The organism is Pseudomonas sp. MN1F (assembly GCF_009391885.1).
Taxonomy (GTDB): Bacteria; Pseudomonadota; Gammaproteobacteria; order Pseudomonadales; family Pseudomonadaceae; genus Aquipseudomonas.
Window position 1 is genome coordinate 118361 of record NZ_VZII01000009.1, and the last position, 26046, is coordinate 144406.

General features: G+C 64.3%; 23 protein-coding genes. 13 read left to right on the plus strand and 10 right to left on the minus strand.

What is annotated here, in order from left to right:
• Positions 1-21: 21 nt before the first annotated feature.
• Positions 22-768, minus strand: a complete 747-nt coding sequence (locus tag F6X59_RS06425; protein ID WP_152955504.1) for an NRDE family protein — start codon at positions 766-768, stop codon at positions 22-24.
• Between the two features lie 129 nt (positions 769-897).
• On the opposite strand from F6X59_RS06425, the gene F6X59_RS06430 reads away from it, so the two are divergent.
• From F6X59_RS06430 to F6X59_RS06440, 3 genes are read left to right on the plus strand one after another with little or no spacing between them, the layout of a single operon-like run.
• On the plus strand, positions 898-1680 hold the full coding sequence (locus F6X59_RS06430) for a sulfite exporter TauE/SafE family protein (RefSeq protein ID WP_152955505.1): 783 nt from the start codon (positions 898-900) through the stop codon (positions 1678-1680).
• 16 nt (positions 1681-1696) lie between these two features.
• The gene (gene lgt, locus F6X59_RS06435; RefSeq protein WP_152955506.1) at positions 1697-2503 is read left to right on the plus strand and encodes a prolipoprotein diacylglyceryl transferase; all 807 of its coding nucleotides are present in this window, start codon (positions 1697-1699) and stop codon (positions 2501-2503) included.
• A 51-nt stretch (positions 2504-2554) separates the two neighbouring features.
• Positions 2555-3526, plus strand: a complete 972-nt coding sequence (locus F6X59_RS06440) for a thymidylate synthase (RefSeq protein ID WP_152955507.1) — start codon at positions 2555-2557, stop codon at positions 3524-3526.
• A gap of 41 nt (positions 3527-3567) precedes the next feature.
• Here the strand turns inward: F6X59_RS06440 and cadR are convergent, their stop codons facing one another.
• On the minus strand, positions 3568-4011 hold the full coding sequence (gene cadR, locus F6X59_RS06445; protein ID WP_152955508.1) for a cadmium resistance transcriptional regulator CadR: 444 nt from the start codon (positions 4009-4011) through the stop codon (positions 3568-3570).
• 83 nt (positions 4012-4094) lie between these two features.
• On the opposite strand from cadR, the gene F6X59_RS06450 reads away from it, so the two are divergent.
• The 5 genes from F6X59_RS06450 to F6X59_RS06470 all read left to right on the plus strand — a co-directional run bounded on the left by F6X59_RS06450 (position 4095) and on the right by F6X59_RS06470 (position 11181).
• Positions 4095-6347 carry a heavy metal translocating P-type ATPase gene (locus F6X59_RS06450; protein WP_152955509.1) on the plus strand — a complete coding sequence of 751 codons (2253 nt, stop codon included), beginning with the start codon at positions 4095-4097 and terminating at the stop codon, positions 6345-6347.
• A gap of 9 nt (positions 6348-6356) precedes the next feature.
• Positions 6357-7226 carry a LysR family transcriptional regulator gene (locus F6X59_RS06455; RefSeq protein ID WP_152955510.1) on the plus strand — a complete coding sequence of 290 codons (870 nt, stop codon included), beginning with the start codon at positions 6357-6359 and terminating at the stop codon, positions 7224-7226.
• Positions 7227-7340: 114 nt separating this feature from the next.
• Positions 7341-8399 carry a putative 2-aminoethylphosphonate ABC transporter ATP-binding protein gene (locus F6X59_RS06460; protein WP_152955511.1) on the plus strand — a complete coding sequence of 353 codons (1059 nt, stop codon included), beginning with the start codon at positions 7341-7343 and terminating at the stop codon, positions 8397-8399.
• 1 nt (position 8400) lies between these two features.
• On the plus strand, positions 8401-10125 hold the full coding sequence (locus tag F6X59_RS06465; RefSeq protein WP_152955512.1) for a putative 2-aminoethylphosphonate ABC transporter permease subunit: 1725 nt from the start codon (positions 8401-8403) through the stop codon (positions 10123-10125).
• Between the two features lie 30 nt (positions 10126-10155).
• Positions 10156-11181 (plus strand): putative 2-aminoethylphosphonate ABC transporter substrate-binding protein, encoded by a 1026-nt coding sequence (locus F6X59_RS06470; protein ID WP_152955513.1) that lies wholly within the window; start codon positions 10156-10158, stop codon positions 11179-11181.
• A gap of 57 nt (positions 11182-11238) precedes the next feature.
• On the opposite strand, the gene F6X59_RS06475 is transcribed toward F6X59_RS06470, so the two are convergent.
• Both F6X59_RS06475 and F6X59_RS06480 read right to left on the minus strand, forming a co-directional pair.
• Positions 11239-12603, minus strand: coding sequence for a GTPase/DUF3482 domain-containing protein (locus F6X59_RS06475; RefSeq protein WP_152955514.1), 1365 nt, complete (start codon positions 12601-12603; stop codon positions 11239-11241).
• Positions 12596-13987: a DUF2868 domain-containing protein gene (locus tag F6X59_RS06480; protein ID WP_152955515.1), complete on the minus strand. Its 1392-nt coding sequence runs from the start codon at positions 13985-13987 to the stop codon at positions 12596-12598. The genes F6X59_RS06475 and F6X59_RS06480 overlap by 8 nt, the downstream gene beginning before the upstream one ends.
• 54 nt (positions 13988-14041) lie before the next feature.
• Here F6X59_RS06480 and F6X59_RS06485 point away from each other — a divergent pair, with 54 nt between their 5' ends.
• Positions 14042-14557: a dihydrofolate reductase gene (locus tag F6X59_RS06485; RefSeq protein ID WP_152955516.1), complete on the plus strand. Its 516-nt coding sequence runs from the start codon at positions 14042-14044 to the stop codon at positions 14555-14557.
• Between the two features lie 34 nt (positions 14558-14591).
• Here the strand turns inward: F6X59_RS06485 and F6X59_RS06490 are convergent, their stop codons facing one another.
• A complete protein-coding gene (locus tag F6X59_RS06490; protein ID WP_152955517.1) occupies positions 14592-15983 on the minus strand; it encodes an L-cystine transporter in 1392 nt (463 codons plus the stop codon).
• A 242-nt stretch (positions 15984-16225) separates the two neighbouring features.
• On the opposite strand from F6X59_RS06490, the gene F6X59_RS06495 reads away from it, so the two are divergent.
• Positions 16226-17281, plus strand: a complete 1056-nt coding sequence (locus F6X59_RS06495; protein ID WP_152955518.1) for a haloacid dehalogenase-like hydrolase — start codon at positions 16226-16228, stop codon at positions 17279-17281.
• Positions 17282-17373: 92 nt separating this feature from the next.
• Here F6X59_RS06495 and ilvD read toward each other — a convergent pair whose 3' ends face one another.
• Complete coding sequence (gene ilvD / locus F6X59_RS06500) at positions 17374-19215, minus strand: dihydroxy-acid dehydratase (RefSeq protein WP_152955519.1); 1842 nt, start codon at positions 19213-19215, stop codon at positions 17374-17376.
• Positions 19216-19694: 479 nt separating this feature from the next.
• On the opposite strand from ilvD, the gene F6X59_RS06505 reads away from it, so the two are divergent.
• Positions 19695-20369 (plus strand): magnesium transporter, encoded by a 675-nt coding sequence (locus tag F6X59_RS06505; protein WP_256669104.1) that lies wholly within the window; start codon positions 19695-19697, stop codon positions 20367-20369.
• Between the two features lie 38 nt (positions 20370-20407).
• Here F6X59_RS06505 and F6X59_RS06510 read toward each other — a convergent pair whose 3' ends face one another.
• Positions 20408-21604, minus strand: coding sequence for a class I SAM-dependent rRNA methyltransferase (locus tag F6X59_RS06510; protein WP_110632876.1), 1197 nt, complete (start codon positions 21602-21604; stop codon positions 20408-20410).
• Positions 21605-21845: 241 nt separating this feature from the next.
• Here F6X59_RS06510 and F6X59_RS06515 point away from each other — a divergent pair, with 241 nt between their 5' ends.
• Together F6X59_RS06515 and mutM are read left to right on the plus strand one after the other, a co-directional pair.
• A complete protein-coding gene (locus tag F6X59_RS06515; RefSeq protein ID WP_346652609.1) occupies positions 21846-22664 on the plus strand; it encodes an HDOD domain-containing protein in 819 nt (272 codons plus the stop codon).
• A gap of 3 nt (positions 22665-22667) precedes the next feature.
• Complete coding sequence (gene mutM, locus F6X59_RS06520; protein WP_152955521.1) at positions 22668-23480, plus strand: bifunctional DNA-formamidopyrimidine glycosylase/DNA-(apurinic or apyrimidinic site) lyase; 813 nt, start codon at positions 22668-22670, stop codon at positions 23478-23480.
• Between the two features lie 10 nt (positions 23481-23490).
• On the opposite strand, the gene F6X59_RS06525 is transcribed toward mutM, so the two are convergent.
• The 3 genes from F6X59_RS06525 to F6X59_RS06535 form a co-directional block, all read right to left on the minus strand.
• A complete protein-coding gene (locus tag F6X59_RS06525; RefSeq protein WP_008095804.1) occupies positions 23491-23742 on the minus strand; it encodes a YfhL family 4Fe-4S dicluster ferredoxin in 252 nt (83 codons plus the stop codon).
• 108 nt (positions 23743-23850) lie between these two features.
• Positions 23851-24330, minus strand: coding sequence for a pantetheine-phosphate adenylyltransferase (gene coaD, locus F6X59_RS06530; RefSeq protein ID WP_014861498.1), 480 nt, complete (start codon positions 24328-24330; stop codon positions 23851-23853).
• A 111-nt stretch (positions 24331-24441) separates the two neighbouring features.
• Positions 24442-26040 carry a GMC family oxidoreductase gene (locus F6X59_RS06535; protein WP_152955522.1) on the minus strand — a complete coding sequence of 533 codons (1599 nt, stop codon included), beginning with the start codon at positions 26038-26040 and terminating at the stop codon, positions 24442-24444.
• Positions 26041-26046 lie beyond the last annotated feature (6 nt).

The following is a 26046-nucleotide window of genomic DNA, read 5'->3' on the forward strand; positions in this document are numbered from 1 at the left end:
TGCGGCGCAGCCCCATGGCCTTCAAACTAAAAGCTCGACTTCGCCCAAGTGCCCACCAAAGGGGCCGAAACTGCGCTCAACCAGCCGCCTTCTCCCCTGATCATCGACAATCAGCACGGTACTCGCCCGAGTGCCATAGTTCTGGCTGGCAATAAACACACTCGACAGCAACTTCTCGGTCGCCACCCCCACGCCGGTCTCCGGTAACTCACCGTCGGCTGCCGGCTCGTTATCCGCCAGCAACGCCAGCAATCGCTGCGGATCTGCCGTCTCAAGCAGCGCTTCCAGCCCAGTGCGCGCCTTCACCAGCTTTGGCCATGGCGTATCGAGCCCGGCATTGGAAAGCCCGTACACCCCGGCCTCCAGCACGCGCGGCGCCGCGTCCCGGGCATGCAGGTAGCCCAATTGACGGCCATCACCCACCAGCAGATTGAACCCTGAGTACTGCCCGCTGCGGCTGGCCACTTGGTCGAGGTAGGCCTCCACCCCCAGTTCACCCTGCAGATAAGCCGCCACCAGTTCACCCCGCGAGCGCGGCCCCAGTACCTGCCTTGGGTCACGAATATTGGTCAGTGCCGCAAAGCGCCCCTGCGGGCCGACGCCAAGCCAGGTGCCGCCAGCTTCAAGGTCGCGCCCGGCATGCACCCCGGGCGCATCGTCCCAGGCTGCCAGGGCCTGGGTCGGGCGGGCGTAGAACTCGTCACGGTTGGCCGCGACGATCAGCGGCAGGGCATGCCCTGGCCGCCAGGCGAATACGATCAGGCACATAGGTTGGGCCTCTGTGTTTTTGCCCACTGTACCTACTGCACGGGTGTCGATCCATCCTGTCACAGAGTTCACTAGAGCCACGAGCCCGGCTTCCGTTACCATGCCGGATTGTTTGTTCGGGGAAGACGAATGGAATTCGTGCTCTATCTGCTGTTGGGCGCCTGTGCCGGTGTACTGGCCGGGCTGTTCGGCGTGGGCGGCGGCATCATCATCGTGCCGGTGCTGGTGTTCAGCTTCACCCTGCAAGGCTTCGACGCGTCGGTGCTGACTCACCTGGCGGTCGGTACCTCGCTGGCGACCATCGTCTTCACCTCGATCAACGCCGTGCTCGAGCACCACCGCAAGGGCGCGGTGCAATGGCCGGTCTTCGCCTGGATGACCCTGGGTATCCTCATCGGTGCCGGTATCGGCGCCAAGACTGCTTCGCTGATCCAGGGCCCGCAGTTGCAGAAGATCATCGGCGTGTTCGCCCTGATCATCGCCGCGCAGATGGCTCTGGACCTCAAGCCCAAGGCCAGCCATGGCATCCCCGGCAAGCCGGCATTGATCGGCGCCGGCGGGGTGATCGGCTGGGCTTCGGCGATCTTCGGCATCGGCGGCGGCTCGCTGACCGTGCCGTTCCTGACCTGGCGCGGCCTGCCGATGCAAAAGGCCGTGGCGACCTCGTCGGCCTGCGGCCTGCCGATCGCCCTGGCCAGTGCCCTGAGCTTCATGTTGCTGGGCTGGCACGAGCAACACTTGCCGCCCCACAGCCTGGGTTTCGTCTACTTGCCGGCGCTGGTCGGCATTGCCGTGACCAGCATGTTTTTCGCGCGCTTCGGCGCGCGCCTGGCGCACAAGCTGTCGCCACGCCTGTTGAAACGCCTGTTCGCAGCCTTGCTGTTCTGCGTCGGCCTCAGCTTTCTGATTTGAATCGAGAGGAAGTTCCATGCTGCCTTACCCGCAGATAGACCCCGTGGCCGTAGCCCTCGGGCCACTGAAAATCCATTGGTACGGCCTGATGTACCTGGTTGGCATCGGTGGCGCCTGGCTGTTGGCTTCGCGCCGTCTCAACCGCTTCGACCCTACCTGGTCGCGGGAAAAGCTCTCCGACCTGGTGTTCTGGCTGTCGATGGGGGTGATCGTCGGCGGGCGCCTGGGCTACGTGCTGTTCTACGACCTGCACGCCTACCTGGCCAACCCGACGCTGATCTTCGAGGTGTGGAAAGGCGGCATGTCGTTCCACGGTGGCTTCATCGGCGTGATGCTGGCCGCGCTGTGGTTCGGCAAGCGCAACAACAAGTCGTTCTTCGAGCTGATGGACTTCGTCGCGCCGCTGGTGCCGATTGGCCTGGGCGCAGGGCGTATCGGCAACTTCATCAACGCCGAACTGTGGGGCAAACCCACCGACGTGCCATGGGCGATGATCTTCCCGCCGTTCAGCGACCCGGCCCAGCTGCCGCGCCACCCGTCGCAGCTGTACCAGTTTGCCCTGGAAGGCGTGGCACTGTTCGTCATCCTCTGGCTGTACTCACGCAAGCCGCGGCCAACCATGGCGGTTTCCGGTATGTTTGCGCTGTTCTACGGGATCTTCCGCTTCATCGTGGAATTCGTCCGTGTGCCGGACGCGCAGCTCGGTTACATCGCCTGGGGCTGGCTGACCATGGGTCAGATTCTCTGCGTGCCGATGATCCTGGCTGGCCTTGGCCTGATCTGGTGGGCTTATAATCGCAAACCCACGGCGAAACCCGCCTGATTATTCCCACGGCAGGGGTGATCCCCCTGCCGTTTTTGTTACAGGTAAGCCATGAAACAGTATCTGGACCTGGTCCGCGACGTCATCGAGAACGGCACGCTGCAGGGCAACCGCACCGGCATCCGCACCATCAGCCTGCCGGGCGCCATGCTGCGTTTCGACCTGCAGAAGGGCTTCCCGGCCATCACCACGCGCAAGCTGGCGTTCAAGTCGGCGATCGGCGAGATGGTCGGCTTTTTGCGTGGCGTGAAGAACGCCGGTGAGTTCCGCGAGCTGGGCTGCAAGGTCTGGGACCAGAACGCCAACGAAAACGCCCAGTGGCTGGCCAACCCGTTCCGCCAGGGCCATGACGACCTCGGCGAGATCTACGGCGTGCAATGGCGCCAGTGGCCAGGCTACAAGCGCATCCCGCTGAGCAACCCGGCGGCCATCGAAATGGCCGAGCAGGCGGGCTTCCGCCGTATCGCCCAGGACGAAGAGGACGGCGTGGCGTTCGTCATCCTGTACAAGGCCATCGACCAGGTGCGCCAGTGCCTGGATACCATCGCCAACGACCCGGGTAGCCGGCGCATCCTGTTCCATGGTTGGAACTGCGCCCAGCTCGATGAAATGGCCCTGCCACCGTGCCACCTGCTGTACCAGTTCCACCCGAATGTCGAGACCAGGGAGATTTCCCTGACCCTCTACATCCGTTCCAACGACCTGGGGCTGGGCACGCCGTTCAACCTCACCGAAGGCGCGGCGCTGCTGTCGCTGTTCGGCCGCCTGACCGGCTACACCCCGCGCTGGTTCACCTACTTCATCGGCGATGCCCATGTGTATGAGAACCACCTGGACATGCTCAACGAGCAGCTCAAGCGCGAGCCGCTGCAAGCGCCGAAGCTGGTGATCAGTGACCGTGTGCCGGAGTTCTCCAAGACTGGCAAGTACGAGCCGGAGTGGCTGGAGAAGATCGAACCGAGCGACTTCAGCCTGGATGGGTATGAGCACCATGCGCCGATGACGGCGCCGATGGCGGTGTGATTTTCCAGATTGCCGGGGGCTGCAAGGCAGCCCCGGCAATTTCAATGCCCGTGGCTTCGCCCCACATGCGAATGCTCGGTATCCGGCACCGATACCGCCCCGTTCGTCTCCAGTTGCTGCAAGATCGCACATTCAGCCCCCTGTGCATTGCAGCGCCGCCGCAGCTCCACCAGCTGCTCCTGCAACGCCACCAAGCCATCGATCCTTGCCTGCAAATGCTCGATATGTTCGTCGATCAGCGCATTGACGCTGCCACATGAGTCGTCGGGGCTGTCGCGCAGGCGTAGCAGGCTGCGGATTTCGTCCAGGGTCATGTCCAGCGTTCGGCAGTTGCGGATGAAGGTCAGCCGCTCGACATGGGCCTGGGTGTACTGCCGGTAGTTGCCCTCGGTGCGCGCTGGTTTCGGCAGCAATTGTTCACGCTCGTAATAGCGGATGGTTTCCACGGCGCAATCGGTGGCTTTGGCCAGTTCTCCGATCTTCATGACGAAATCTCCAGCAAGTGGCTTGACCCTATAGTGGCTACAGGGTGTTCACTTGGCAACAGGCTCAATTTAAGGATGACTCCATGAACCCGCCTGTCAGCCACGAACACAAGCATTCCCACGATCATGCCCATGGCGATGATGACCATGGCCATGCCGCTCACGCTCACAGCTGCTGTGGCGCCAGCGCCGCGCCCGCTTTGCTGCAATTGAGCGAGAAGGCCAGCAGCCACGCGCAGCTCAGCCGCTTTCGCATCGACGCCATGGACTGCCCTACCGAGCAGACCCTGATCCAGGACAAGCTGAGCAAGCTGGCGGGCATCGAGCAGCTGGAATTCAACCTGATCAACCGCGTGCTCGGTGTGCGCCATACCTTGAACGGCACCAGCGAGATCGAGCGTGCCATCGACAGCCTGGGCATGAAGGCCGAGCCGTTGACTGCTGAAAACGACGGCAGCGGCGCCGCAGCTCAGCCGCACAAGCCCCGTTGGTGGCCGCTGGCCCTGTCGGGTATTGCCGCGATCGCCGCCGAAATCGTGCACTTCGCCAACCTCGCGCCGGAATGGCTGGTTGCTGGGCTCGCGCTGGCGGCAATCCTTGGCTGCGGCCTGGGCACCTACAAGAAGGGCTGGATCGCCCTGAAGAACCGCAACCTCAACATCAACGCGCTGATGAGCATCGCCGTGACCGGCGCCGTGCTGATTGGCCAGTGGCCGGAAGCGGCTATGGTCATGGTGCTGTTCACCGTCGCCGAGCTGATCGAGGCGCGCTCGCTGGACCGTGCGCGCAATGCCATCGGCGGGCTGATGCAGCTGGCTCCGGACATGGCCACGGTGCAGCAGGCCGATGGCCAGTGGCGTGAGGTGGAGGTGCGTGAGGTGGCTATCGGTGCCTTGGTGCGGGTGCGCCCGGGCGAACGCATCGGCCTGGACGGCGAAGTGGTCAGCGGGCAATCCAGCGTCGATCAGGCACCGATCACCGGCGAAAGCCTGCCTGTGGAAAAGGCAGCGGGCGACAAACTGTTCGCCGGCACCATCAACCAGGCCGGTGCCTTGGAATACCGCGTGACGGCCGCCGCAGGGCAGTCGACCCTGGCGCGCATCATCAAGGCCGTCGAAGAAGCACAAGGTGCGCGTGCGCCAACCCAGCGTTTCGTCGACCAGTTCTCGCGCATCTACACCCCGGTGGTGTTCGCCGTGGCCTTGGCGGTGGCAGTGATTCCGCCGCTGTTCATGGCCGGTGCCTGGTTCGACTGGGTGTACCGTGCGCTGGTACTGCTGGTGGTGGCTTGCCCGTGCGCGCTGGTCATTTCTACCCCGGTGACCATTGTCAGTGGCTTGGCCGCTGCAGCGCGCAAAGGCATCCTGATCAAGGGCGGGGTGTACCTGGAAGGCGGCCGCAAGCTGGACTTCCTGGCCCTGGACAAGACCGGCACCATCACCCACGGCAAACCGGTGCAAACCGATGCCAAGGTGCTTTCACCCCTGTTCGAGGGCCGTGCCCAGGCGTTGGCGGCGAGCCTGGCCGACCGTTCCGACCACCCGGTGTCGGGCGCCATCGCCCAGTTTGCCAGGGCGCAGAACCTGCCGCTGAGCGAGGTCAGCGAATTCGCTGCCCTGGCCGGCCGTGGCGTGCGCGGTGATATTGACGGCGAAACCTATCACTTGGGCAACCATCGCTTGGTCGAGGAGCTGGGCCTGTGCTCACCTGAGCTGGAAGCCCAACTGGATACGCTGGAGCGCCAGGGCAAGACTGTAGTCCTGCTGCTCGACCGTTCCGGGCCGTTGGCCTTGTTCGCCGTGGCCGACACGGTCAAGGACAGCAGCCGCCAGGCCATCGCCGAACTGCATGCGCTGGGTATCAAGACCGTCATGCTGACCGGCGACAATCCACACACCGCTCAGGCCATCGCCGCCGAGGTGGGTATCGACCGGGCCGAGGGCAACCTGCTGCCGGCCGACAAACTGCACAGCATCGAGCAGCTGTACGCCGAAGGGCACCGGGTGGGCATGGTCGGTGATGGCATCAACGACGCGCCGGCCCTGGCTCGTGCCGAAATCGGCTTCGCCATGGCGGCGGCCGGCACCGACACGGCGATCGAGACCGCCGACGTGGCGCTGATGGATGACGACTTGCGCAAAATCCCGGCGTTCGTCAGGCTGTCGCGCCAAAGTGCGGCGATCCTGACGCAGAACATTGTTCTGGCGTTGGGCATCAAGGCGATATTCCTGGCGATCACCTTTGCCGGCATGGCCACCATGTGGATGGCGGTGTTCGCCGACATGGGCGTCAGCCTGCTGGTGGTGTTCAACGGTCTGCGCCTGCTGCGCAAATGAGGTCCTGCAATGCTGAGTGCCGAGCTCAAAGCCTTCTACATGGTGGCCCGCCTGGGCAGCATCACCCTGGCGGCGAAAAAGCTCGGGCTCAGCCAGCCGACGGTGACCACGCAGATCCGCAACCTGGAAAGCCACTATGCGGTGGAACTGTTCTACCGCGGTGGCCGGCGCCTGGTGCTGAGCGAGCAGGGCTTGCGCCTGCTGCCGATGGTCAAGGCGCTGCTGCAGCAGGAGGCCGACATCGAGTTCGAGCTGCGCAACAGTGGCCAGGCCCAGGGCAGCTTGCGCATTGCCGCCACCGCGCCGTACTACATCCTCGACCTGGTGAAGATCTTCCGCGAGCGCCTGCCCCAGGTCGAGGTGACGGTGGAGATCGGCAACTCGCAGCAGGTGCTGGAGATGCTCGAAGACTACCGGGTGGATATGGCTGCTTCGTCGCAGTTGGTAGAGGATGCGCGGCTGGTGCGACGGGTGCTGGGCATCGATCCGCTGGTGGTGGCGGTGCACCGCAATCATCCGTTGGCTCATCGGCAGGCGGTGTCCATCGATGTGCTGGCGGGGCATTGCCTGCTGATGCGCGAGAAGGGCTCGACCACGCGCAAGCTGACCGAGCAGATGATGCTGGAGGCCGGGGTCAAGGCCGGGGCGTTGCTGGAGATCGGCAGCCGCGAGTCGATCCGCGAGGCGGTGCTGCGCAATATCGGCATCAGCGTGATTGCCCGGCACGAGGTGCCGCACAACCCCGAGCTGCGGGTACTGGCGCTGGACAATGCGCCGGTGATGCATGAATACCTGTATTGCCTGAAGGAGCGGCGCCAGGCCCGGTTGCCAGCGGCCTTCCTTGGCGTGGCGCAGGAAGTGGTGGGTTCGCACCTGTAGGTCGGGCTATTACAAAATCTGCCTATACCACTATCACCGGCTTTTGCCCAAAAGCCACAGAACCTTCCCACAGCCTTCCTAGCATGGCCCTCACTTGTTCGATGAGGCCTTGCCATGAACCACGCCACCCCAGGCGCACAGATGAAAGTGCGCGGTATCCACAAGCGTTTCGGTGCCTTCACGGCGCTCAACGACGTGTCTCTGGACATCGCTGCTGGCGAGCTGGTTTGCCTGCTCGGCCCGTCTGGTTGCGGCAAGACCACCCTGCTGCGCTGCATCGCCGGCCTCGAACGCCAGGACCGCGGCGCGCTGTACATCGGTGAGCGCGACATCTCCGAACTGCCTCCCCAGGCCCGGGACTACGGCATCCTGTTCCAGTCCTACGCACTGTTCCCCAACCTCACCGTCGAAGCCAACATCGCCTACGGCCTGACCGGCAGCAGCCGCGACGAAAGCCGCCAGCGTGTGGCCGAAATGCTCGAACTGGTTGGCCTGTCCGGTAGCGAAAAGAAATACCCCGGCCAACTGTCCGGCGGCCAGCAGCAGCGTGTGGCGCTGGCCCGCGCGTTGGCGCCGTCGCCATCGCTGCTGCTGCTCGACGAACCGATGTCGGCGCTGGATGCCCGGGTGCGAGAGCACCTGTGCACCGAGCTGCGTCAACTGCAGCGCCAGCTGGGCATCACCACGCTGATGGTCACCCACAACCAGGACGAAGCCATGCTCATGGCCGACCGCATCGCGGTGATGAACAACGGCCAGGTCGAGCAATATGCGACCCCGCAGGAAATCTACGACCAGCCGGCCACGCCGTTCGTCGCCGAGTTCGTCGGCCAGGGCAACTGGCTGCCGTTCCAGTGCAGTGGCGACAGCCATGCCCAGGTCGGCGCCATGAGCATGCGCCTGGCGGCCAACGCCGGCTCCGCCCGCAGCGGTCGGCTGTTCTGCCGCCCGGAGGCGATCACGGTGAACCCGGCGGTGCATGAGGAAAACCTGTTCCCGGCCAAGGTTCGCGAAATCACCTTCCTCGGCAACCGCTGCCGCATGAGCTTCGAGCTCAAGGCCCTGCCGGGCCATGCGCTGCTCGCTGAACTGGCGCCGGAAGCCATGCCGCGCCTGGGCTCGCAGGATATCTGGGTGGCCTTGCCGCCGCAGAGCCTGCAGGTGTTTGCCTGAGATGGCCGCGCCAATGTCCCTGCCGGTGACCCAGGCCAAGGATGCGCGACGCGGTGACGTCGCCCTGGGTGACCGCCTGTTCGTCATCGGTGGCAAGAGCCTGCTGCTGGTCCTGCTGTTGCTGGCCGTGGTGATGCCGCTGCTGGCCATTTTCTGGAAAGGTTTCAGCGGTGAAGCCGGCCAGGGCGGTGGCTTGCTGGCCGCCCGTGAACTGTTCGCCAGCGCAAACTTCCACTGGCTGCTCGGCAACAGCCTGTCGGTGGCCTTCAGCGTTGCGGCAATCGTGGTGCCGCTGGCCTATCTATTCGCCTACGCCCTGCAACGCACGCTGATTCCGGGCAAGGGCCTGTGGCGCGGCATCTCGCTGCTGCCGCTGCTGGCGCCGTCGATGCTGCCGGCGATTGCCCTGGTCTACCTGTTCGGCAATCAGGGCCTGCTGCGTAGCCTGCTCAACGACAACATCTACGGCTTCTGGGGCATCGTCCTCGGCGAGGCCATCTACACCTTCCCCCATGCGCTTATGATCCTGCTTTCTGCCTTGTCGCTAGCCGATGCGCGTCTGTTCGACGCGGCGTCGAGCATGGGCGCCGGGCCGTGGCGGGCATTCAGCAGCATCACCTGGCCTGCCACGCGTCAGGCGGTGTTCGCTGCGTTCTGCCTGGTGTTCACTTTGACCATCACCGACTTCGGCGTGCCGGTCGTGGTGGGGGGCGACTATCAGGTGCTGGCGCTGGAAGCCTACAAGGCGGTGGTCGGCCAGCAGCAGTTCGGCCGTGGTGCGTTGATCGGCATGGTGCTGCTGCTGCCGGCGCTGCTCAGCTTCGGCGTCGATGCCTGGCTGCGTCGGCGCCAGGGCGAGGCCATGAGCGGCCGCGCCCAGGTGTTCGAGCCCAAGCGGTCGCGCTGGCGTGACGCCTGCTTCCTGGCCATCGTGCTGCTGGTCAGCGCGGCGCTGCTGGTGGTGATCGGCATGGCGGTGTACTCGTCGCTGGTGACGTTCTGGCCGTACAACCTGACCCTGTCATTCAAGCACTACAGGTTCGACGACACGGCCGGTGGTGGCTGGCTGGCCTATCGCAACAGCGTGACCATGGCCCTGTGCAGCGCATTGATCGGCAGCCTGGTGATTTTCACCGGCGCCTACCTGATGGAGAAAACCCAGGGCCAGCGCTTGCTCAACCAGGCCCTGCGCCTGCTCAGCTTCATCCCCATGGCGGTGCCCGGGTTGGTACTGGGCCTGGGCTACGTGTTCTTCTTCAACCTCGATGGCAACCCGCTGCACGTGTTCTATGGCGGTATGGCGCTGCTGGTGCTGTGCACCATCGCCCACTACCTGACCACCGCGCAGATGACCGCCGCCACCGCGCTGCGCCAGCTCGACGGCGAGTTCGAGGCCGCCGCACTGTCGCTCAAGGCGCCGCTGTACAGGCACTTCGTGCGGGTCACCGTGCCGATCTGCCTGCCGGCGCTGCTGGACATCATCCGTTACCTGTTCGTCTCGGCAATGACCACCGTGTCGGCGGCAATCTTCCTCTACAGCCCCGACACCCTCCTCGCCGCCGTCGCCGTTTTGAACATGGACGATGCCGGCAACGTCGGCGGTGCTGCCGCCATGTCGACCCTGATCCTGCTGACCAGCGCCGCGGCTTCCCTGCTGCTGGCCGCTGCTTCCCGCGGCCTGTTGCGCCGCTCCCAGGCCTGGCGCCAGCGCGCCCCCGGCCATTGACCGACTGCCCACTCTGATAGGAAACGCATCATGTTCAAGCCCCTTGTACTTGCCGTTGCCGTATCCGCCGTCTTCAGCCTGCAGGCTACGGCCGCAGCCACCCAGCTGACTGTCTACACCGCCCTGGAAGCCGAGCAGCTCAAAAGCTACAAGCAGGCCTTCGAAAAGGCCAACCCGGACATCGAGATCAAGTGGGTGCGTGACTCCACCGGCATCATCACGGCCAAGCTGCTGGCCGAGAAAGACCGCCCGCAAGCCGACGCGGTCTGGGGCCTGGCCGCCTCCAGCCTGGCCATCCTTGACCAGAACGGCATGCTCGAAGCTTATGCGCCGAAAGACCTGGGCAAGATCTCCGCGAACTACCGCGACGCCGCCAACCCGCCAGCCTGGGTCGGCATGGACGTGTGGGCCGCGACCATCTGCTTCAACACCGTCGAAGCCGAAAAGCAGGGCCTGAGCAAGCCGGTGAGCTGGCAGGACCTGACCAAGCCTGAATACAAGGGCAAGATCGTCATGCCCAACCCGGCTTCGTCCGGCACCGGCTTCCTTGACGTGAGTGCCTGGCTGCAGACCTTCGGCGAGCCGCAGGGCTGGGCCTACATGGACGCCTTGCACCAGAATATCGGCCAGTACGTGCACTCCGGTTCCAAGCCGTGCAAGCTGGCGGCGGCGGGTGAATTCCCGATCGGGATTTCGTTCGAGTACCCCGCCGTGCAGCTCAATCGCCAGGGCGCGCCGCTGGATATCGTGCTGCCGAAGGAAGGCCTGGGCTGGGAGATCGAGGCGACCGCTGTGATCAAGGGCTCGCCGAAGGCTGACGCTGCCAAGCGCCTGGCTGACTTCTCGGCAAGCCCGGCGGCCATGGCGCTGTACAAGGACAACTTTGCCGTACTGGCCGCGCCGGGCATTGCCAAGCCGCAGACCGAGCTGCCGGCCGACTATGAACAGCGCCTGATCAAGAACGACTTTGCCTGGGCCTCGAAAAACCGCGACCAGATCCTCGGTGAATGGCGCAAGCGCTATGACGGCAAGTCGGAGAAAGTGGCACAACAATAAGCCCCAGCAGTGAAGCCTCTTCGTGGGCATGCCCGCGAAGAGGCCTGGCCTGCACAATCAGATCTGTGAAACCAACGCCTCCAGCTGCTCCTGCCGCTCAGCTTGATTCAGCTTCGCCCCGGGATTGAGCGTCGACCACTGCGGATGCGCCCGCGCCTTGCTCAAGGCTTCGGGCAGCTTGCCCTCGCGCCAGGCCTTTTCATCCAGCTCGCCCAGCCGAATGCTGTCCTGCGCCGCATGCCCGCGCCCCTCCAGCGCCACCATCAACTGCTGTTGACGCAACGCGAGCAGCCGCAGCACGGTGTCGTCGACTGTCAGCTCGCGCTGCCCCTTCAACTTGCCCATCAACCGCGATCCATAGTTACGTGCGGTCTGCAGTGCGCCACCGGCAATCGCGCCTGCCAACGCTGCGGCGCCTAAAGTCAGCCCGCCCACCAGCAGATCGACCCCGGCACCGGCAGCCGCACCGGCCGCGACGCCGCTACCCAGGCGCACACCCAGCAATTTCAGGGTCTCGGGATTGAACAGGTCATCGCCCCAGCGCCCATCCAGCAGTGGCAGATCACCGGCATTGGCATCCTCACGGCGGAAGGCATACAGCTTGAGCAGGGCTTCCACGCATCGCTGCTCGCGCTGGCGCACATCCTGGCGCAAGGCCTCGATGGCCTTGGCTTCAGCCGCTGGCTCGGCCTCGACGCTGCGTCGGCAGGCCGCGCAATCGAGCAGCAATTCGGCGATCAGCCGCTTGCCGCTGCGCTGGCGTGCCAGGCGCTGGGCTTGCTGGTCGTCGATCAGCCGTTGCAGGGCCGGGCGGGCGTCTTCCAGCAGCAGCGCCAGGCTTTCGTACAGCCGGCGTTCACCATCTTCCGGCGGGGCCACGCTGTCGAACCGCACCAATGCGTGAAGCCCAAGCCGGGCAAGGGCTTCACGCCATTGCGGTTCGCGGTGCTGGGTGCTGGCGACGAAGTTGAGCACTGGCAGCAAAGGCTTGCCGCAGCTGGCCAGCACTTCCAGTTCGTCGCGGTATTTGGCCAGCACCGGCTCGCGGGCGTCGATCACATACAGGCCGGCATTGCTCGCCAGCAACTGGCGCAGCACCTTGGCTTCCTGCTCGAAGCGCTGGCGTGCCTCGCTGCCCTGCAGGAAACGTTCGAGGCGGGCCGGGCCGTCCAGGCGTTCGCCGGGGCGCTCCAGACGTTCGAGGTAGTCGAGCAGGCTGATAGCGTCTTCCAGGCCAGGGGTGTCGTAGAGTTCCAGCAGTGGTTCGCCGTCCACCGACAGCCGCGCACCCTCGACATGGCGGGTGGTGCTGGGGCGGTGCGAAACTTCGCCGAAGCTGACATCGCGGGTGAGCGTGCGTAGCAGCGAGGTCTTGCCGACGTTGGTGTGGCCGACCACGGCCAGTTTCAGCGGCTCAGTCATGGCCATGCTCCAGCCAGGTCAGGGGCGAAGTGTCGGCATGGGGCAGGCCGAGGCGGTCGAGGGCGTCATGCCAGTCGCCCAGGCGTTCGGCATCCAGGGCCTGGCCGGGGTCTGCCTGAAGCAGCCAGATACGTGTGGCCCCGGCATTGCGCGCCAGCTCTGCGAGCAGCGCCAGGCTGCCGCGATCGGGTGAGCGACGTGGGTCGCAAGCGATGGCCAGGCGTGCCGGCGGGAAGCGGCTGAGCTGTTCGAGCAGCTTGTTACGCGATTCGCGGCTATCGAGCACACCCGCGTCGGTCACCGTTTTGGGCAGGGCAGGCGGCCAGGGGCGTTGGTCGTCGAGTTCCAGGCCGACCAGCAAGGCGCCGCTGCTGCCGCCTTCCAGTTGGCCGGCCTGGAACTGTGGCAGGGCATCGGGAGCGGCATCCTGCACACCGATGCGTTCGCTGCGTGGCATCAGTGCATCGCGCAGTTGCGCGAAGCCGGGCAGGCTGAGGTCCAACGCAAGATGGGCACGGCCCTGGCGCCAGCGCCACAGGCACAGCCCGGCCAGCAGCAGGCGCGGCAGCAGGCCGTACACCAGCACCACGCCGAGCAGCCAGCTGGCCCAGGCCTGGCGGGCGGCATCCAGGGCGGGGAAGGTATCGCCACTGGCACGGATCATGGCCTCGTCCGGCACGGCGAAACCGAGCAGCGAGGGCAGGGCGCCGAGGGCCTGGGTCAGGTGGATGAACGGGTCGGCGGCCAGCAGCGTGGTTTCCCAGACGAAGCCGTATCGGCGGGTAGCCAGCAAGGCCAGCAGCATGCCCAGGGCGGCGACCATCGCCAGCAGCCATAGGCCGTGCACCAGCACCCCGAGCAGCCAGCGGTTCAGGCGTTGGCGTTGCAGCAGCACCAGCAGCGCCGGCGCCAGGTGTGCGGCCTTGGCGTCGCGGGCGAAGCGTTCGCTCATCCACAACCACAGGCGGCCGAGGCTGGCGCCGTGTTCGCCGCTCAAGGCAAAGCCCACGGCCCAGCCCAGCAGCATCAGCAGGTTCAGCCCGAGCAGACTGCCCAGGGCCCAGAACACATTGACCGGGCGCTGGCCGTCGCCCAAGGCGGCGAAGGCCAGGCCTGCGCCGCTGAATACGGCCAGCAGCATCAGGGCCAGCAGCGCCAGGCGGGCGCCCTGCTTCCAGTGGCGCAGGGCCGTGGTCATGCCATCGCGTTCGGCGAGGAACAGCGCGCGGGTTTCGATGCGCGCTGCCAGGTCACCGCCCACTTGGCGGGCGTGGCGGTTTGCCTCCTGATCGTCCAGGAGGCCTGCGTGTTCCTCGCGCAGGCGCACCGCTTCGGTGAGCCAGCGCTTGTCCAGTGGAGTCGGTGCAGTCACAAGGTCTTCCATTGCGTGGTTCAGGGCAGAAGCATAACCCACACACCCGGTGCTATCCTCGCTGGCATGAATACATCACTCCCCCTCAGCCTGATCGCGGCTCACGCCGAAAACCGCGTGATCGGCATCGACAACACCATGCCCTGGCACCTGCCGGGGGACTTCAAGTACTTCAAGGCCACCACCCTGGGCAAGCCGATCATCATGGGGCGCAAGACCTGGGATTCACTGGGCCGGCCGTTGCCGGGGCGGTTGAATATCGTGGTCAGCCGGCAGGCGGGCCTGCAACTGGCCGGGGCCGAGGTGTTTGCCTCGCTGGAGGCCGCAGTGGCGCGGGCCGAGCAGTGGGCGCGTGAGCAGGGCGTTGGCGAGCTGATGCTGATTGGCGGGGCGCAGCTGTATGGGCAGGCGCTGGAGAAGGGGCTGGTGAGCCGGATGTACCTGACGCGGGTGGAGTTGAAGCCGCAAGGAGATGCCTGGTTCCCGGCGTTCGATGAGGGCCAGTGGAAGTTGGTGTCGAGCGAGGCTCAGGCTGAAGAAGGCAAGCCTGCGTACCACTTCGAGGTCTGGGACAAGGTTTGAGATAGCCGGGGCCGCACAGCGGCCCCAATCATTGTCAGGTATGACTCAGCTCGGCATGTTCATCGCCGGCCAGCACTGCCTTGTCGGTCTCTTTCAGCAACTGGCTGGTCACCACACCCGCGGTCATCGAGCCATTCACGTTCAATGCCGTGCGGCCCATATCGATCAGTGGCTCCACCGAAATCAGCAGCGCCACCAGTTCGACCGGCAAACCCATGGCCGGCAGCACGATCAACGCGGCGAAAGTGGCACCACCGCCGACGCCAGCCACACCCGCCGAACTCAGCGTCACGATCGCCACCAGGGTCGCGATCCACAGCGGGTCGAAGGTATTGATGCCCACCGCCGGCGCCACCATCACGGCCAACATGGCTGGATAGAGGCCCGCGCAGCCGTTCTGGCCAATGGTGGTGCCGAACGATGCACTGAAGCTGGCAATCGACTGCGGCACGCCAAGGCGACGGGTCTGCGCTTCGATGTTCAGCGGGATGCTCGCAGCGCTGGAGCGGCTGGTGAAGGCGAAGGTGAGCACTGGCCAGACCTTGCGGAAGAAGCGCAGCGGGCTCACGCCGGTGGTGGCGAGGATGATGCCGTGGACCACGAACATCAGCGCCAGGCCCAGGTACGACACCACCACGAAGCTGCCCAGCTTGAGGATGTCTTCCAGGTTCGAGCTGGCCACCACCTTGGTCATCAGCGCCAGTACGCCGTAAGGGGTGAGCTTCATCACCACGCGTACCAGGCGCATCACCCAGGCCTGCAGGGTATCGATGGCCGACAGGGCGCGCGCGCCCTTCTCGGCGTCGTCCTTGATCAGTTGCAGCGCGGCCAGGCCGACGAACACGGCGAAGATCACCACGCTGATGATCGAGGTCGGTTTGGCTCGCGCCAGGTCGCCTACCGGGTTGCTGGGGATGAACGACAGCAGCAGCTGGGGCACATTCAGGTCGGCAACCTTGCCCACGTAATCGCTGTGGATAACCTGCATGCGCGCGCTTTCCTGGGCGCCGGCCACCAGGCCTTCGGCGCTCAGGCCGAACAGGTTGGTCAGCACAATGCCGATCAGTGCGGCAATGGCGGTGGTCAACAGCAGCGTGCCGATGCTCAGCACGCTGATGCGGCCGAGCGACGAAGCGTTGTGCAGGCGGGCCACGGCGCTGAGGATGGAGGCGAAGATCAACGGCATGACGATCATCTGCAGCAGGCCGACATAGCCGTTGCCGACCAGGTCCAGCCAGCTGATGGTGGCCTTGAGCACCGGGTGGCCGGCGCCGTAAATGCTGTGCAGGGCCAGGCCGAACGCGACGCCCAGCGCCAGGCCCAGGAGGACCTTCTTGGCCAGGCTCCAATCGGTACGGCCGGTTTGTGCCAGGCCTAGCAGCAGGGCCAGGAACGCCAGCAGGTTGAGGGACAACGGCAGGTTCATTGAAGCTCCAGGAAAAAGCAGAAGAAGCATCGCCTCTGGTGAGCGATTGCGAACGGAAATGCTAACAGCATGAAAACAAACGAATTTATACCCAAAAGTAATTTACTTAGTCGTTTATGGAATAACTGGCGGTCGCGGATAGCAATGCACGCGACGTTTACAGTTTTGTGAAGGTCGTTGTGAGGGGCCGGAATCGGCGAATGATGCACTAGTTTTTCCGGGTCATTTCAGGAGATTCGCACATGAAGTTCGCTCCGAAAGCCCTCGTCCTGGGTTTATCCCTGCTGTTTAGTGTCGAAAGCTTCGCCACCGAGCTCAAGCACTGGCCCGCCGATGCAGCCAAGCAGCTCGACGCCATGATTGCCGCCAATGCCCACAAAGGTAACTACGCGGTCTTTGACATGGACAACACCAGCTACCGCTACGACCTCGAAGAAGCGCTGCTGCCGTTCATGGAAAACAAGGGCCTGCTGACCCGCGACAAGCTCGACCCGTCGCTCAAGCTGATCCCGTTCAAGGACACTGCCGAGCACAAGGAAAGCCTGTTCAGCTACTACTACCGCCTGTGCGAGATCGACGACATGGTCTGCTACCCGTGGGTGGCGCAGGTGTTTGCCGGCTTCACCCTCAAGGAACTCAAGGCTCAGGTCGATGAGCTGATGGCCTCGGGCAAGCCGATCCCCAGCACCTATTTCGAAGGCGACCAGGTCAAGGCCATCGAGGTACAACCGCCGAAGGTCTTCACTGGCCAGGCCGAGCTGTACAACAAGCTGATGGAGAATGGTATCGAGGTGTACGTGATTTCGGCGGCCTCCGAGGAACTGGTGCGCATGGTCGCTTCCGATCCCAAGTACGGCTACAACGTCAAACCGCAGAACGTGATTGGTGTCAGCCTGTTACTGAAGGATCGCGCGAACGGCCAGCTGACCACGGCGCGCAAGCAGATAAGCGCCGGGCAGTATGAGGCCAAGGCCAACGAAGGGCTGGAGCTGACGCCTTATCTGTGGACCCCCGCCACCTGGATGGCGGGCAAGCAGGCGGCGATCCTGACTTACATCGATGAATGGAAGAAGCCGGTACTGGTGGGAGGCGATACGCCAACCAGCGATGGCTACATGCAGTTCCATGGCGTAGATGTGAACAAGGGCGGCATCCACCTGTGGATAAACCGCAAGGCCAAGTACATGGACCAGTTGAACGGCATGATCGCGAAGAACGCGGCGGCGCAGGCCAAGGAAGGGTTGCCGGTGACGGCAGACAAGAACTGGGTGATCGTGACGCCGGAGCAGATCCAGTAGGCCTCGTATTGCCTGCACTGGTCTCTTCGCGGGTACAGGCATAAAAAAACCGGCGCTCAGGGCGCCGGTTTCTCATTCACGCAGTCAGAGCCTCACAGCCCTTCGAGCATCGCCTTGTTACGCACAGCACCCTTGTCGGCACTGGTCGCCAGCAGGGCGTAGGCCTTCAGCGCGGTGGTTACCTTGCGTGGGCGCACTTCAGCCGGTTTCCAGCCTTTCTTGTCCTGCTCGATGCGACGGTGAGCCAGCTCTTCGTCGCTGACCAGCAGGTTGATCGAACGGTTGGGAATGTCGATCAGCACCTTGTCGCCGTCGCGCACCAGGCCGATGGCGCCGCCAGCAGCGGCCTCCGGCGAGGCGTGGCCGATCGACAGGCCCGAAGTACCGCCCGAGAAACGGCCGTCGGTGAGCAGGGCGCAGGCCTTGCCCAGGCCCTTGGACTTCAGGTACGAGGTCGGGTAGAGCATCTCTTGCATGCCCGGGCCGCCTTTCGGGCCTTCGTAACGGATGATCACGATGTCGCCGGCCTTCACTTCGTCGGCGAGGATGCCGCGCACGGCGCTGTCCTGGCTCTCGAAGATCTTCGCGTTGCCTTCGAACACGTGGATCGATTCGTCGACGCCGGCGGTCTTCACCACACAACCGTCGACCGCGATGTTGCCGTACAGCACGGCCAGGCCGCCTTCTTGCGAGTAGGCGTGCTCGAAGCTGCGGATACAGCCGTTTTCACGGTCGTCGTCGAGGGTTTCCCAACGGGTCGACTGGCTGAACGCGGTCTGGGTCGGGATGCCGGCCGGGCCTGCCTTGAAGAAGGTGTGCACGGCTTCGTCATCGGTCTGGGTGATGTCCCACTTGGCGATGGCTTCTTCCATGCTGCGGCTGTGCACGGTCGGCAGGTCGGTGTGCAGCAGGCCGCCACGGGCGAGCGAACCGAGGATGCTGAAGATGCCGCCAGCGCGGTGCACGTCTTCCATGTGGTACTTCTGGATGTTCGGCGCCACCTTGCACAGCTGCGGCACCTTGCGCGACAGGCGGTCGATGTCGCGCAGGTCGAACTCGACTTCACCTTCCTGGGCAGCAGCGAGCAGGTGCAGGATGGTGTTGGTCGAACCGCCCATGGCGATGTCGAGCATCATGGCGTTCTCGAACGCCTTGAAGTTGGCGATGCTGCGCGGCAGCACCGACTCGTCGTTTTCCTGGTAGTAGCGCTTGCACAGCTCGACGATGGTGCGGCCAGCGGTGAGGAACAGCTGCTCGCGGTCGGCGTGAGTGGCCAGGGTCGAACCGTTGCCCGGCAGGGCGAGACCTAAGGCTTCGGTCAGGCAGTTCATCGAGTTGGCGGTGAACATGCCGGAGCACGAACCGCAGGTCGGGCAGGCACTGCGCTCGTACTCGGCGACTTTCTCGTCGCTGGCGGTGGAGTCAGCGGCGATGACCATGGCGTCGACCAGGTCCAGGCCGTGGCTGGCCAGCTTGGTCTTGCCGGCTTCCATCGGGCCGCCGGAAACGAAGATCACCGGGATGTTCAGGCGCAGGGCGGCCATCAGCATGCCGGGGGTGATCTTGTCGCAGTTGGAGATGCAGACGATGGCGTCGGCGCAGTGGGCGTTGACCATGTACTCGACGGCGTCGGCAATGATCTCGCGGCTTGGCAGCGAGTACAGCATGCCGTCGTGGCCCATGGCGATGCCGTCATCGACGGCGATGGTGTTGAATTCCTTGGCCACGCCACCGGCGCGTTCGATTTCGCGGGCAACCAGCTGGCCCAGGTCCTTCAGGTGCACGTGGCCCGGGACGAACTGGGTGAACGAGTTGGCGATGGCGATGATCGGTTTCTTGAAGTCTTCGTCCTTCATCCCGGTGGCACGCCACAGGGCGCGGGCGCCGGCCATGTTGCGGCCTTGGGTGGAAGTCTTGGAACGATAATCAGGCATGAAACACTCCTGGCGGCTTAATCAGGTCACAAAAAGGGGAGTGAGCTTCTCTTGTCCTTTGTACCGCAGGCCGGTTGCCACAGGCACGGATGGGGCCGAAGACCGCGCGGGATCGCCGCGTGCTTGGGCAGAGCTCATAAACCCGCCGGGGATGACTGGCGATGAATAGGCCGATTCTACACCGCTGGCGCGGAGAGGGAATGAAGATGTGTCTGGACGGTGGTTCGGGAAGGGCTCCCGACTGCTCGTAGGACGCTTCTGAAACGACGTGTGCGGGGCTGACCTTGCCGCCTGTGCTGGCTATCATCCGCCGCGCCGCATGTGCGGCTTCACGAGAAATTACCTCAATGGACCTTCCCAGTTTCAGTTCACCACGAACTTGCAAATTGGCACTGAGTGCGTCAGCGCCAGGGCTTGCGAAGGCTTGAACCTCTGAGGTCTAGGCTCGCAGGTGCCTGCGCTGGCGCCTGGAGACTCGTATGTATTCTGTCTGCGCAAACTGCATCCGCTGCAAAGAACCGCTCTCGCATGGCCAGACCAGCGAAGCGCTGGAAAAGCTTCGCCAGGAGGTGACCGAAGACTTCCACAAAGGTGCATCGATCACCAATCACGTCGGTAACCTGCGCAATGCCACAGTCGGTCTGCTGTATCGCAAGCGAGTGCTATGGCTGGTGCTGCTGGTATTTGGCAACCTGTTTTCCGGTGCCGGTATTGCTGCCTTTGAAGAAACCATCGCCGCGCACATCGTGCTGGTGTTCTTCCTGCCTCTGTTGGTGGACAGCGGGGGGAACGCGGGAGCGCAGTCGGCCACCTTGATGGTACGGGCGCTGGCGACGGGGGAAGTGGTCATGCGCGACTGGATGCGCATGCTAGGTCGCGAATGTGGGGTGGCGTTGGCGCTCGGCGGCACCATGGCCTTGGCGGTGGCATCGCTGGGGGCTCTGCGAGGTGGCGCTGACGTCGCTTTGATAGTGGCCAGCAGCATGCTGGTTATCGTATTGATCGGTAGCCTGATCGGCATGAGCCTGCCGTTCCTGTTTACTCGCGTGAAGCTCGACCCGGCTACCGCCAGTGGTCCGTTGGTGACCTCGATCGCCGATGCGGCGGGGGTGCTGGTGTACTTCGGGATTGCGTCGCAGGTGCTGGAAATCTGATACCGGTCCGGGGCGCGTCGCGCCCCGGACCTTGCGGATCAGCTGTTCGGCAGCAACCGACAGGTGATGCTCTTGATGTAGCGGGTTTCGGCGATGGCTGGATGCACCGGGTGATCCGGGCCCTGACCGCCGCGTTCGAGCAGCTGCAGGTTGCGGTCCAGGTGGCGGGCGCTGGTCAGCAGGATGTTGTGCAGGTCGTCCTCGGGCAGGTGCATCGAGCACGAGGCGCTGACCAGGATGCCGTCCTTGCTCAGCATGCGCATGGCCTGCTCGTTGAGGCGGCGGTAGGCCGCTTCGCCGTTTTTCAGGTCTTTCTTGCGCTTGATGAAGGCGGGTGGGTCGGCAATGATTACGTCGAAGCGCTCTTCGGCGGCCTTCAGCTCACGCAGGGCCTCGAACACGTCACCTTCGATGCAGGTCAGCTTCTCGCTGATGCCGTTCAGCGCGGCGTTGCGCTCGACACCATCCAGGGCAAAGCCCGAAGCATCCACGCAGAACACTTCGCTGGCGCCGAACGCGCCGGCCTGCACGCCCCAGCCACCGATGTAGCTGAACAGGTCGAGCACGCGCTTGCCTTTGACATACGGTGCCAGGCGCGCGCGGTTCATGCGGTGGTCGTAGAACCAGCCGGTCTTCTGGCCTTCGCGTACCGGGGCTTCGAACTTGACGCCGTTCTCTTCCAGCGGGACCCAGTCCGGCACTTCGCCGTAGACGGTTTCGACGTAGCGCTGCAGGCCTTCGGCGTCGCGGGCGGCGGAGTCGTTCTTGAACAGGATGCCGCTAGGCTTGAGCACCTGGATCAGCGCCGCGATCACGTCGTCCTTGTGCGCTTCCATGGTGGCCGAGGCCAGCTGCACCACGAGGATGTCGTAGAAGCGATCGACCACCAGGCCCGGCAGCAAGTCAGAGTCGCCGTATACCAGGCGGTAGCACGGCTGGTCGAACAGGCGCTCGCGCAGCGACAGGGCGACGTTCAGGCGGTGTACCAGCAGCGACTTGTCCAGCGGCAGCTTGATGTCACGCGACAGCAGGCGGGCGCAGATCAGGTTGTTCGGGCTCAGCGCGACGATGCCCAGCGGCTTGCCGTTGGCAGCTTCGAGTACTGCCTGCTGGCCGGCCTGGAAGCCTTGCAGCGGGGTCGCGGAAACGTCGACTTCGTTGCTGTAGACCCACAGGTGGCCGGCGCGCAGGCGGCGGTCGGCATTGGCTTTGAGGCGAAGGCTGGGCAGGGACATGACGTCGCTCCGGGAAAAAAGAGCGGGATTATAGCCTGTTGGCCCCTTGCCTGCTGCAGGCCAGTGCCGCGAGGAGCCCGGAACAGACACCAATTGTCTGAATTTTTACCGCGCCGCCCACCTTTGGCGATTGGTGTGGTGCCGGAGTACGGGGTTAGAATCCGTCGTCCTTCACGAGTGTGTACGCATGTCCCAAGAACTCAGCGCCGAACAGATCCAGCAAGCCTTGCAAGGCATCACCATTCCGCCGCAACCGCAGATCATGGTCGACCTGCAGTTCGAGCAGTACATGCCTGACCCGGACCTGGAAACCATCGCCAAGCTGATTTCCCAGGACCCAGGGCTTGCCGGTGCCTTGCTCAAGCTGGTCAATTCGCCGCATTTCGGCCTGTCGAACAAGATCGGCTCGATCCAGCGCGCGGTAAACCTGCTGGGCAGCCGCTCGATCATCAACCTGATCAACGCACAGTCGATCAAGGGCGAGATGAGCGACGAGACCATCGTCACCCTCAACCGCTTCTGGGACACCGCCCAGGACGTGGCCATGACCTGCCTGACCCTGGCCAAGCGCACCGGCATCCAGGCTGCCGACGAGGCCTATACCCTTGGGTTGTTCCACGACTGCGGCGTACCACTGATGCTCAAGCGCTTCCCCGAGTACATGCAGGTGCTGGAAGAAGCCTACGCCAAGGCCGGTGAGGAAACTCGCGTAGTCGATACCGAGAACCGCGTCTTCAATACCAACCATTCTGTGGTTGGCTACTTCACGGCCAAATCCTGGCGCCTGCCGGAGCACATCAGCGCGGCCATCGCCAACCACCATAATGCCCTGGCGATCTTCCGCGAAGATTCGTCGAGCAATACCCAAAGCCAGTTGAAGAACCTGCTGGCCGTGCTGAAGATGGCCGAGCACATCTGCGCCTCTTACCGCGTGCTGGGCAACCAGAGCATCGACCATGAGTGGAATGCGGTCGGCCCGCTGGTGCTGGACTATATCGGTTTGTCGGAGTACGACTTCGAGACCCTGAAACAGAACATTCGCGAGTTGGGTGGGCGCTGATCCATGCCGGAATTACCTGAAGTCGAAACCACCCGGCGTGGGATTGCTCCCCATCTGGTGGGCCAACGTGTCAGCCGCGTGGTGGTGCGAGACGGGCGTCTGCGCTGGCCGATCCCTGAAGACCTCGATGTGCGCCTGTCCGGGCAGCGCATCGTCAGCGTCGAGCGGCGGGCCAAGTACCTGTTGATCAACGCCGAGGTGGGCACCTTGATCAGCCACTTGGGCATGTCGGGCAACCTGCGCCTGGTGGAGCTGGGCTTGCCTGCAGCCAAGCATGAACATGTCGATATCGAGCTGGAATCGGGGCTGATGCTGCGTTACACCGACCCGCGACGGTTCGGTGCCATGCTCTGGAGCCTCGACCCGCTCAACCATGAGCTGCTGCTGCGCCTGGGGCCAGAGCCGTTGACCGACCTGTTTGACGGCGAGCGCCTGTTCCAGCTGTCGCGCGGGCGCTCGATGGCGGTCAAGCCCTTCATCATGGACAACGCGGTGGTGGTGGGGGTGGGCAACATCTACGCGACCGAGGCGCTGTTTGCCGCTGGCATCGACCCACGCCGTGAGGCGGGCGGGATTTCCAGGGCTCGTTACCTGAAGCTGGCGATCGAAATCAAACGGGTATTGGCCGCGGCCATCGAGCAGGGCGGCACAACCTTGCGCGATTTCATTGGCGGCGACGGGCAGCCGGGGTACTTCCAGCAGGAATTGTTCGTCTACGGGCGGGGCGGTCAGCCGTGCAAGCTGTGCGGCACGACCTTGCGCGAGGTGAAGCTCGGGCAGCGGGCGAGCGTGTTCTGCCCGCGCTGCCAGCGCTAGCCGTCTGCGTTCAGGCCTTGCCGGTGATCCGGCGGTACTTGGCCATCAGCTCGTCTTCGGTTTCCGGGTGCGCTTCATCCAGCGGGATGCAATCGACCGGGCAGACCTGCTGGCACTGCGGCTCGTCGTAGTGACCTACGCACTGGGTGCACAGGTTAGGGTCGATCACGTAGATCTCTTCGCCTTGGGAGATGGCCTCGTTCGGGCACTCGGGTTCGCAGACGTCGCAGTTGATGCAATCGTCGGTGATGATCAGGGACATGGGGACTCCGGCCGGGGCGCATCGCCCGGGCATGTTCAACGCTTTGGGCACAATTGTGCCGCATTCGCGCCCGCAGTGCACGCGGGCGCGATGATCAGGCGCGCAAGGTTACTTCTTGAAGCGTTCGGTCAGCGCCTCGGCCACCACAGGGTGGACGAACTTGCTGATATCTCCGCCCAACGCGGCTATTTCCCGCACCAGCGTCGAGGAAATGAACGAATAGCGTTCCGAAGGCGTGAGGAACAGGCTCTCGACGTCGGGCGCCAGTTGCCGGTTCATGTTCGCCAGCTGGAACTCGTATTCGAAGTCCGATACTGCGCGCAGGCCGCGCAGGAACACGTTCGCGCCCTGTTCCTTGGCGAAGTGCGCCAACAGTGACGAGAAGCCGATGACTTCGACATTGGGCAGGTGCTTGGTGACCTCACGGGCAAGCTCGACCCGTTGTTCCAGCGGGAACAGGGGGTTTTTCTTCGGGCTGGCCGCCACCGCGATGATCACGTGGTCGAACAGGCGCGAAGCGCGCTCGACCAGGTCGCCATGGCCTTTGGTAATGGGGTCGAAAGTACCCGGGTACAACACTCGGTTCATCGCGTCATCCTGGCTGGAGTGCGTTGGGGAGTCGGATGGTAGCGCAGCGATTGCGCCCGGCCAAGTCATGCGGCCGGCTGATGGCACTATAGACAGGGCGTGTATTCGTTGTCATGCACTCTGTGCCAGGCGGGTGGCCAAGGCCTCGGTCAGCCGGGCACTGATGGCATAAACCGACAGCTGCGGGTTGGCGCCGATGCTGGTCGGGAACAGCGAACCGTCATGGATCGACAGGTTTTCCAGCTGATGATGGCGGCCCAGGCTGTCGCAGACTGCCTGGCGCGGGTCGTCGCCCATTGCACAGCCGCCCATGACATGGGCGCTGCCCAGCCGGGTGCGGAACGGTTCCAGGCGCAAGGCGTCGATCACCCGCTGAACCTCGCCCAGGCTGGCAGCGGCGCGGGCGTCGCTGTGGACCGGCGTGACCTGCGTGGCGCCGGCAGCGAACTGGATCTGCGCCATGCTGTGATAGGCGCGGCGCAGGCCGTCGCGCAGATAGTCGGTGAGCGGGTAATCCAGCACTGGTGAGCCGTCGCCGCGCAATTCCACCGCGCCTCCCGTGCTTTCGGGGTGAAAGCCGTCGCGCAGCAGGGCCAGCATTACGTGAGTGTGCGGCAAGTCGGCCATGCGCCGGGCATTGTCGCTGCCGTATCCACCGAGCAGGGTGCTGGCCAGGGCCGGGTGCAAGGGCGGCACTTCCAGCTTGTAGCCCACCGGCCCGTCGACGCCGTCTTGCCATTGAAAGTGATCGCTGTAGATCGATTGCGGGGCGCCGTAGTACGGGTCGATGCGCGCGTCAAAACGCGCAGCGCTGAAGTTGACCAGGTGCAGGAAGGTCCGTTTGCCCAGGCGGCCATGCGGGTCGGGGGCCTTGGAGCGCAGCAGCAGGGCCGGGCTGTTGATACCGCCCCCGGCCACGATGTAATGGCGGGCGCGCACGCTGATCTGCCGGCCGGTGGGGTGCACGCCTTGAGCATCCAGCGCCTGGCACTGCAGCCCGGCGATACGCTCGCCATTGTGTTCGAAGCGTTCAGCGCGTGCGAGGTAGAGCAGTTCACCACCATTATCGAGGGTCGCCGGGATGCGCGTGACCAGCATCGATTGCTTGGCATTCACCGGGCAGCCCATGCCGCAATAGCCGAGGTTCCAGCAGCCACGCACGTTTCGCGGGATCACCGCCCAACGATAGCCAAGCTGTTCACAGCCGCGCCGCAGTACGTCGTTGTTGGCGTTCGCTGGCATCGCCCACGGCGTGATGCCCAGATCGTGCTCGATACGCTCGAACCAGGGCTGCATTTCTTGTTGCCCCAGGCCCGTGACGCCATGGGCGGTGGCCCAGTGTGCCAGCGTCTGTGGCGGCGTGCGAAAGCTCGAGGTCCAGTTGATCAGGGTGGTTCCACCGACAGCGCGGCCCTGCAGAATGGTGATGGCGCCATCCTTGCTCATCCGCCCCAGGCCTTCCTGATAGAGGCTGGCGTAGGCCTCGTCTTCCAGTAGATGGAAGTCGCTGCTGGTCTTCAGTGGGCCCTCCTCGATCAGCAGTACCTTGAAGCCGGCGGCGCTGAGCATCTGCGCACTGGTGGCACCGCCGGCACCGCTGCCGATCACAGCGATATCGGCCTCCAGCGTCAGGTCGTGCTCCATGCGTGAGCCGTCATGGGTGGTCCAGCCGCGTTCGAGGCCTTGGCGAAACGGGTCGGTTACAGGCATTGAAGA

Coding starts and splice junctions, on each gene's coding strand:
- mutM (WP_152955521.1), top strand. CDS start 22,668: ATGCCGGAATTACCTGAAGTCGAAACCACCCGGCGTGGGATTGCTCCC.
- F6X59_RS06495 (WP_152955518.1), top strand. CDS start 16,226: ATGAAGTTCGCTCCGAAAGCCCTCGTCCTGGGTTTATCCCTGCTGTTT.
- F6X59_RS06505 (WP_256669104.1), top strand. CDS start 19,695: ATGTATTCTGTCTGCGCAAACTGCATCCGCTGCAAAGAACCGCTCTCG.
- F6X59_RS06510 (WP_110632876.1), bottom strand. CDS start 21,604: ATGTCCCTGCCCAGCCTTCGCCTCAAAGCCAATGCCGACCGCCGCCTG.
- F6X59_RS06465 (WP_152955512.1), top strand. CDS start 8,401: ATGGCCGCGCCAATGTCCCTGCCGGTGACCCAGGCCAAGGATGCGCGA.
- cadR (WP_152955508.1), bottom strand. CDS start 4,011: ATGAAGATCGGAGAACTGGCCAAAGCCACCGATTGCGCCGTGGAAACC.
- F6X59_RS06455 (WP_152955510.1), top strand. CDS start 6,357: ATGCTGAGTGCCGAGCTCAAAGCCTTCTACATGGTGGCCCGCCTGGGC.
- lgt (WP_152955506.1), top strand. CDS start 1,697: ATGCTGCCTTACCCGCAGATAGACCCCGTGGCCGTAGCCCTCGGGCCA.
- F6X59_RS06430 (WP_152955505.1), top strand. CDS start 898: ATGGAATTCGTGCTCTATCTGCTGTTGGGCGCCTGTGCCGGTGTACTG.
- F6X59_RS06450 (WP_152955509.1), top strand. CDS start 4,095: ATGAACCCGCCTGTCAGCCACGAACACAAGCATTCCCACGATCATGCC.
- F6X59_RS06485 (WP_152955516.1), top strand. CDS start 14,042: ATGAATACATCACTCCCCCTCAGCCTGATCGCGGCTCACGCCGAAAAC.
- F6X59_RS06480 (WP_152955515.1), bottom strand. CDS start 13,987: ATGGAAGACCTTGTGACTGCACCGACTCCACTGGACAAGCGCTGGCTC.
- ilvD (WP_152955519.1), bottom strand. CDS start 19,215: ATGCCTGATTATCGTTCCAAGACTTCCACCCAAGGCCGCAACATGGCC.
- F6X59_RS06535 (WP_152955522.1), bottom strand. CDS start 26,040: ATGCCTGTAACCGACCCGTTTCGCCAAGGCCTCGAACGCGGCTGGACC.
- F6X59_RS06440 (WP_152955507.1), top strand. CDS start 2,555: ATGAAACAGTATCTGGACCTGGTCCGCGACGTCATCGAGAACGGCACG.
- F6X59_RS06460 (WP_152955511.1), top strand. CDS start 7,341: ATGAACCACGCCACCCCAGGCGCACAGATGAAAGTGCGCGGTATCCAC.
- coaD (WP_014861498.1), bottom strand. CDS start 24,330: ATGAACCGAGTGTTGTACCCGGGTACTTTCGACCCCATTACCAAAGGC.
- F6X59_RS06425 (WP_152955504.1), bottom strand. CDS start 768: ATGTGCCTGATCGTATTCGCCTGGCGGCCAGGGCATGCCCTGCCGCTG.
- F6X59_RS06490 (WP_152955517.1), bottom strand. CDS start 15,983: ATGAACCTGCCGTTGTCCCTCAACCTGCTGGCGTTCCTGGCCCTGCTG.
- F6X59_RS06470 (WP_152955513.1), top strand. CDS start 10,156: ATGTTCAAGCCCCTTGTACTTGCCGTTGCCGTATCCGCCGTCTTCAGC.
- F6X59_RS06525 (WP_008095804.1), bottom strand. CDS start 23,742: ATGTCCCTGATCATCACCGACGATTGCATCAACTGCGACGTCTGCGAA.
- F6X59_RS06475 (WP_152955514.1), bottom strand. CDS start 12,603: ATGACTGAGCCGCTGAAACTGGCCGTGGTCGGCCACACCAACGTCGGC.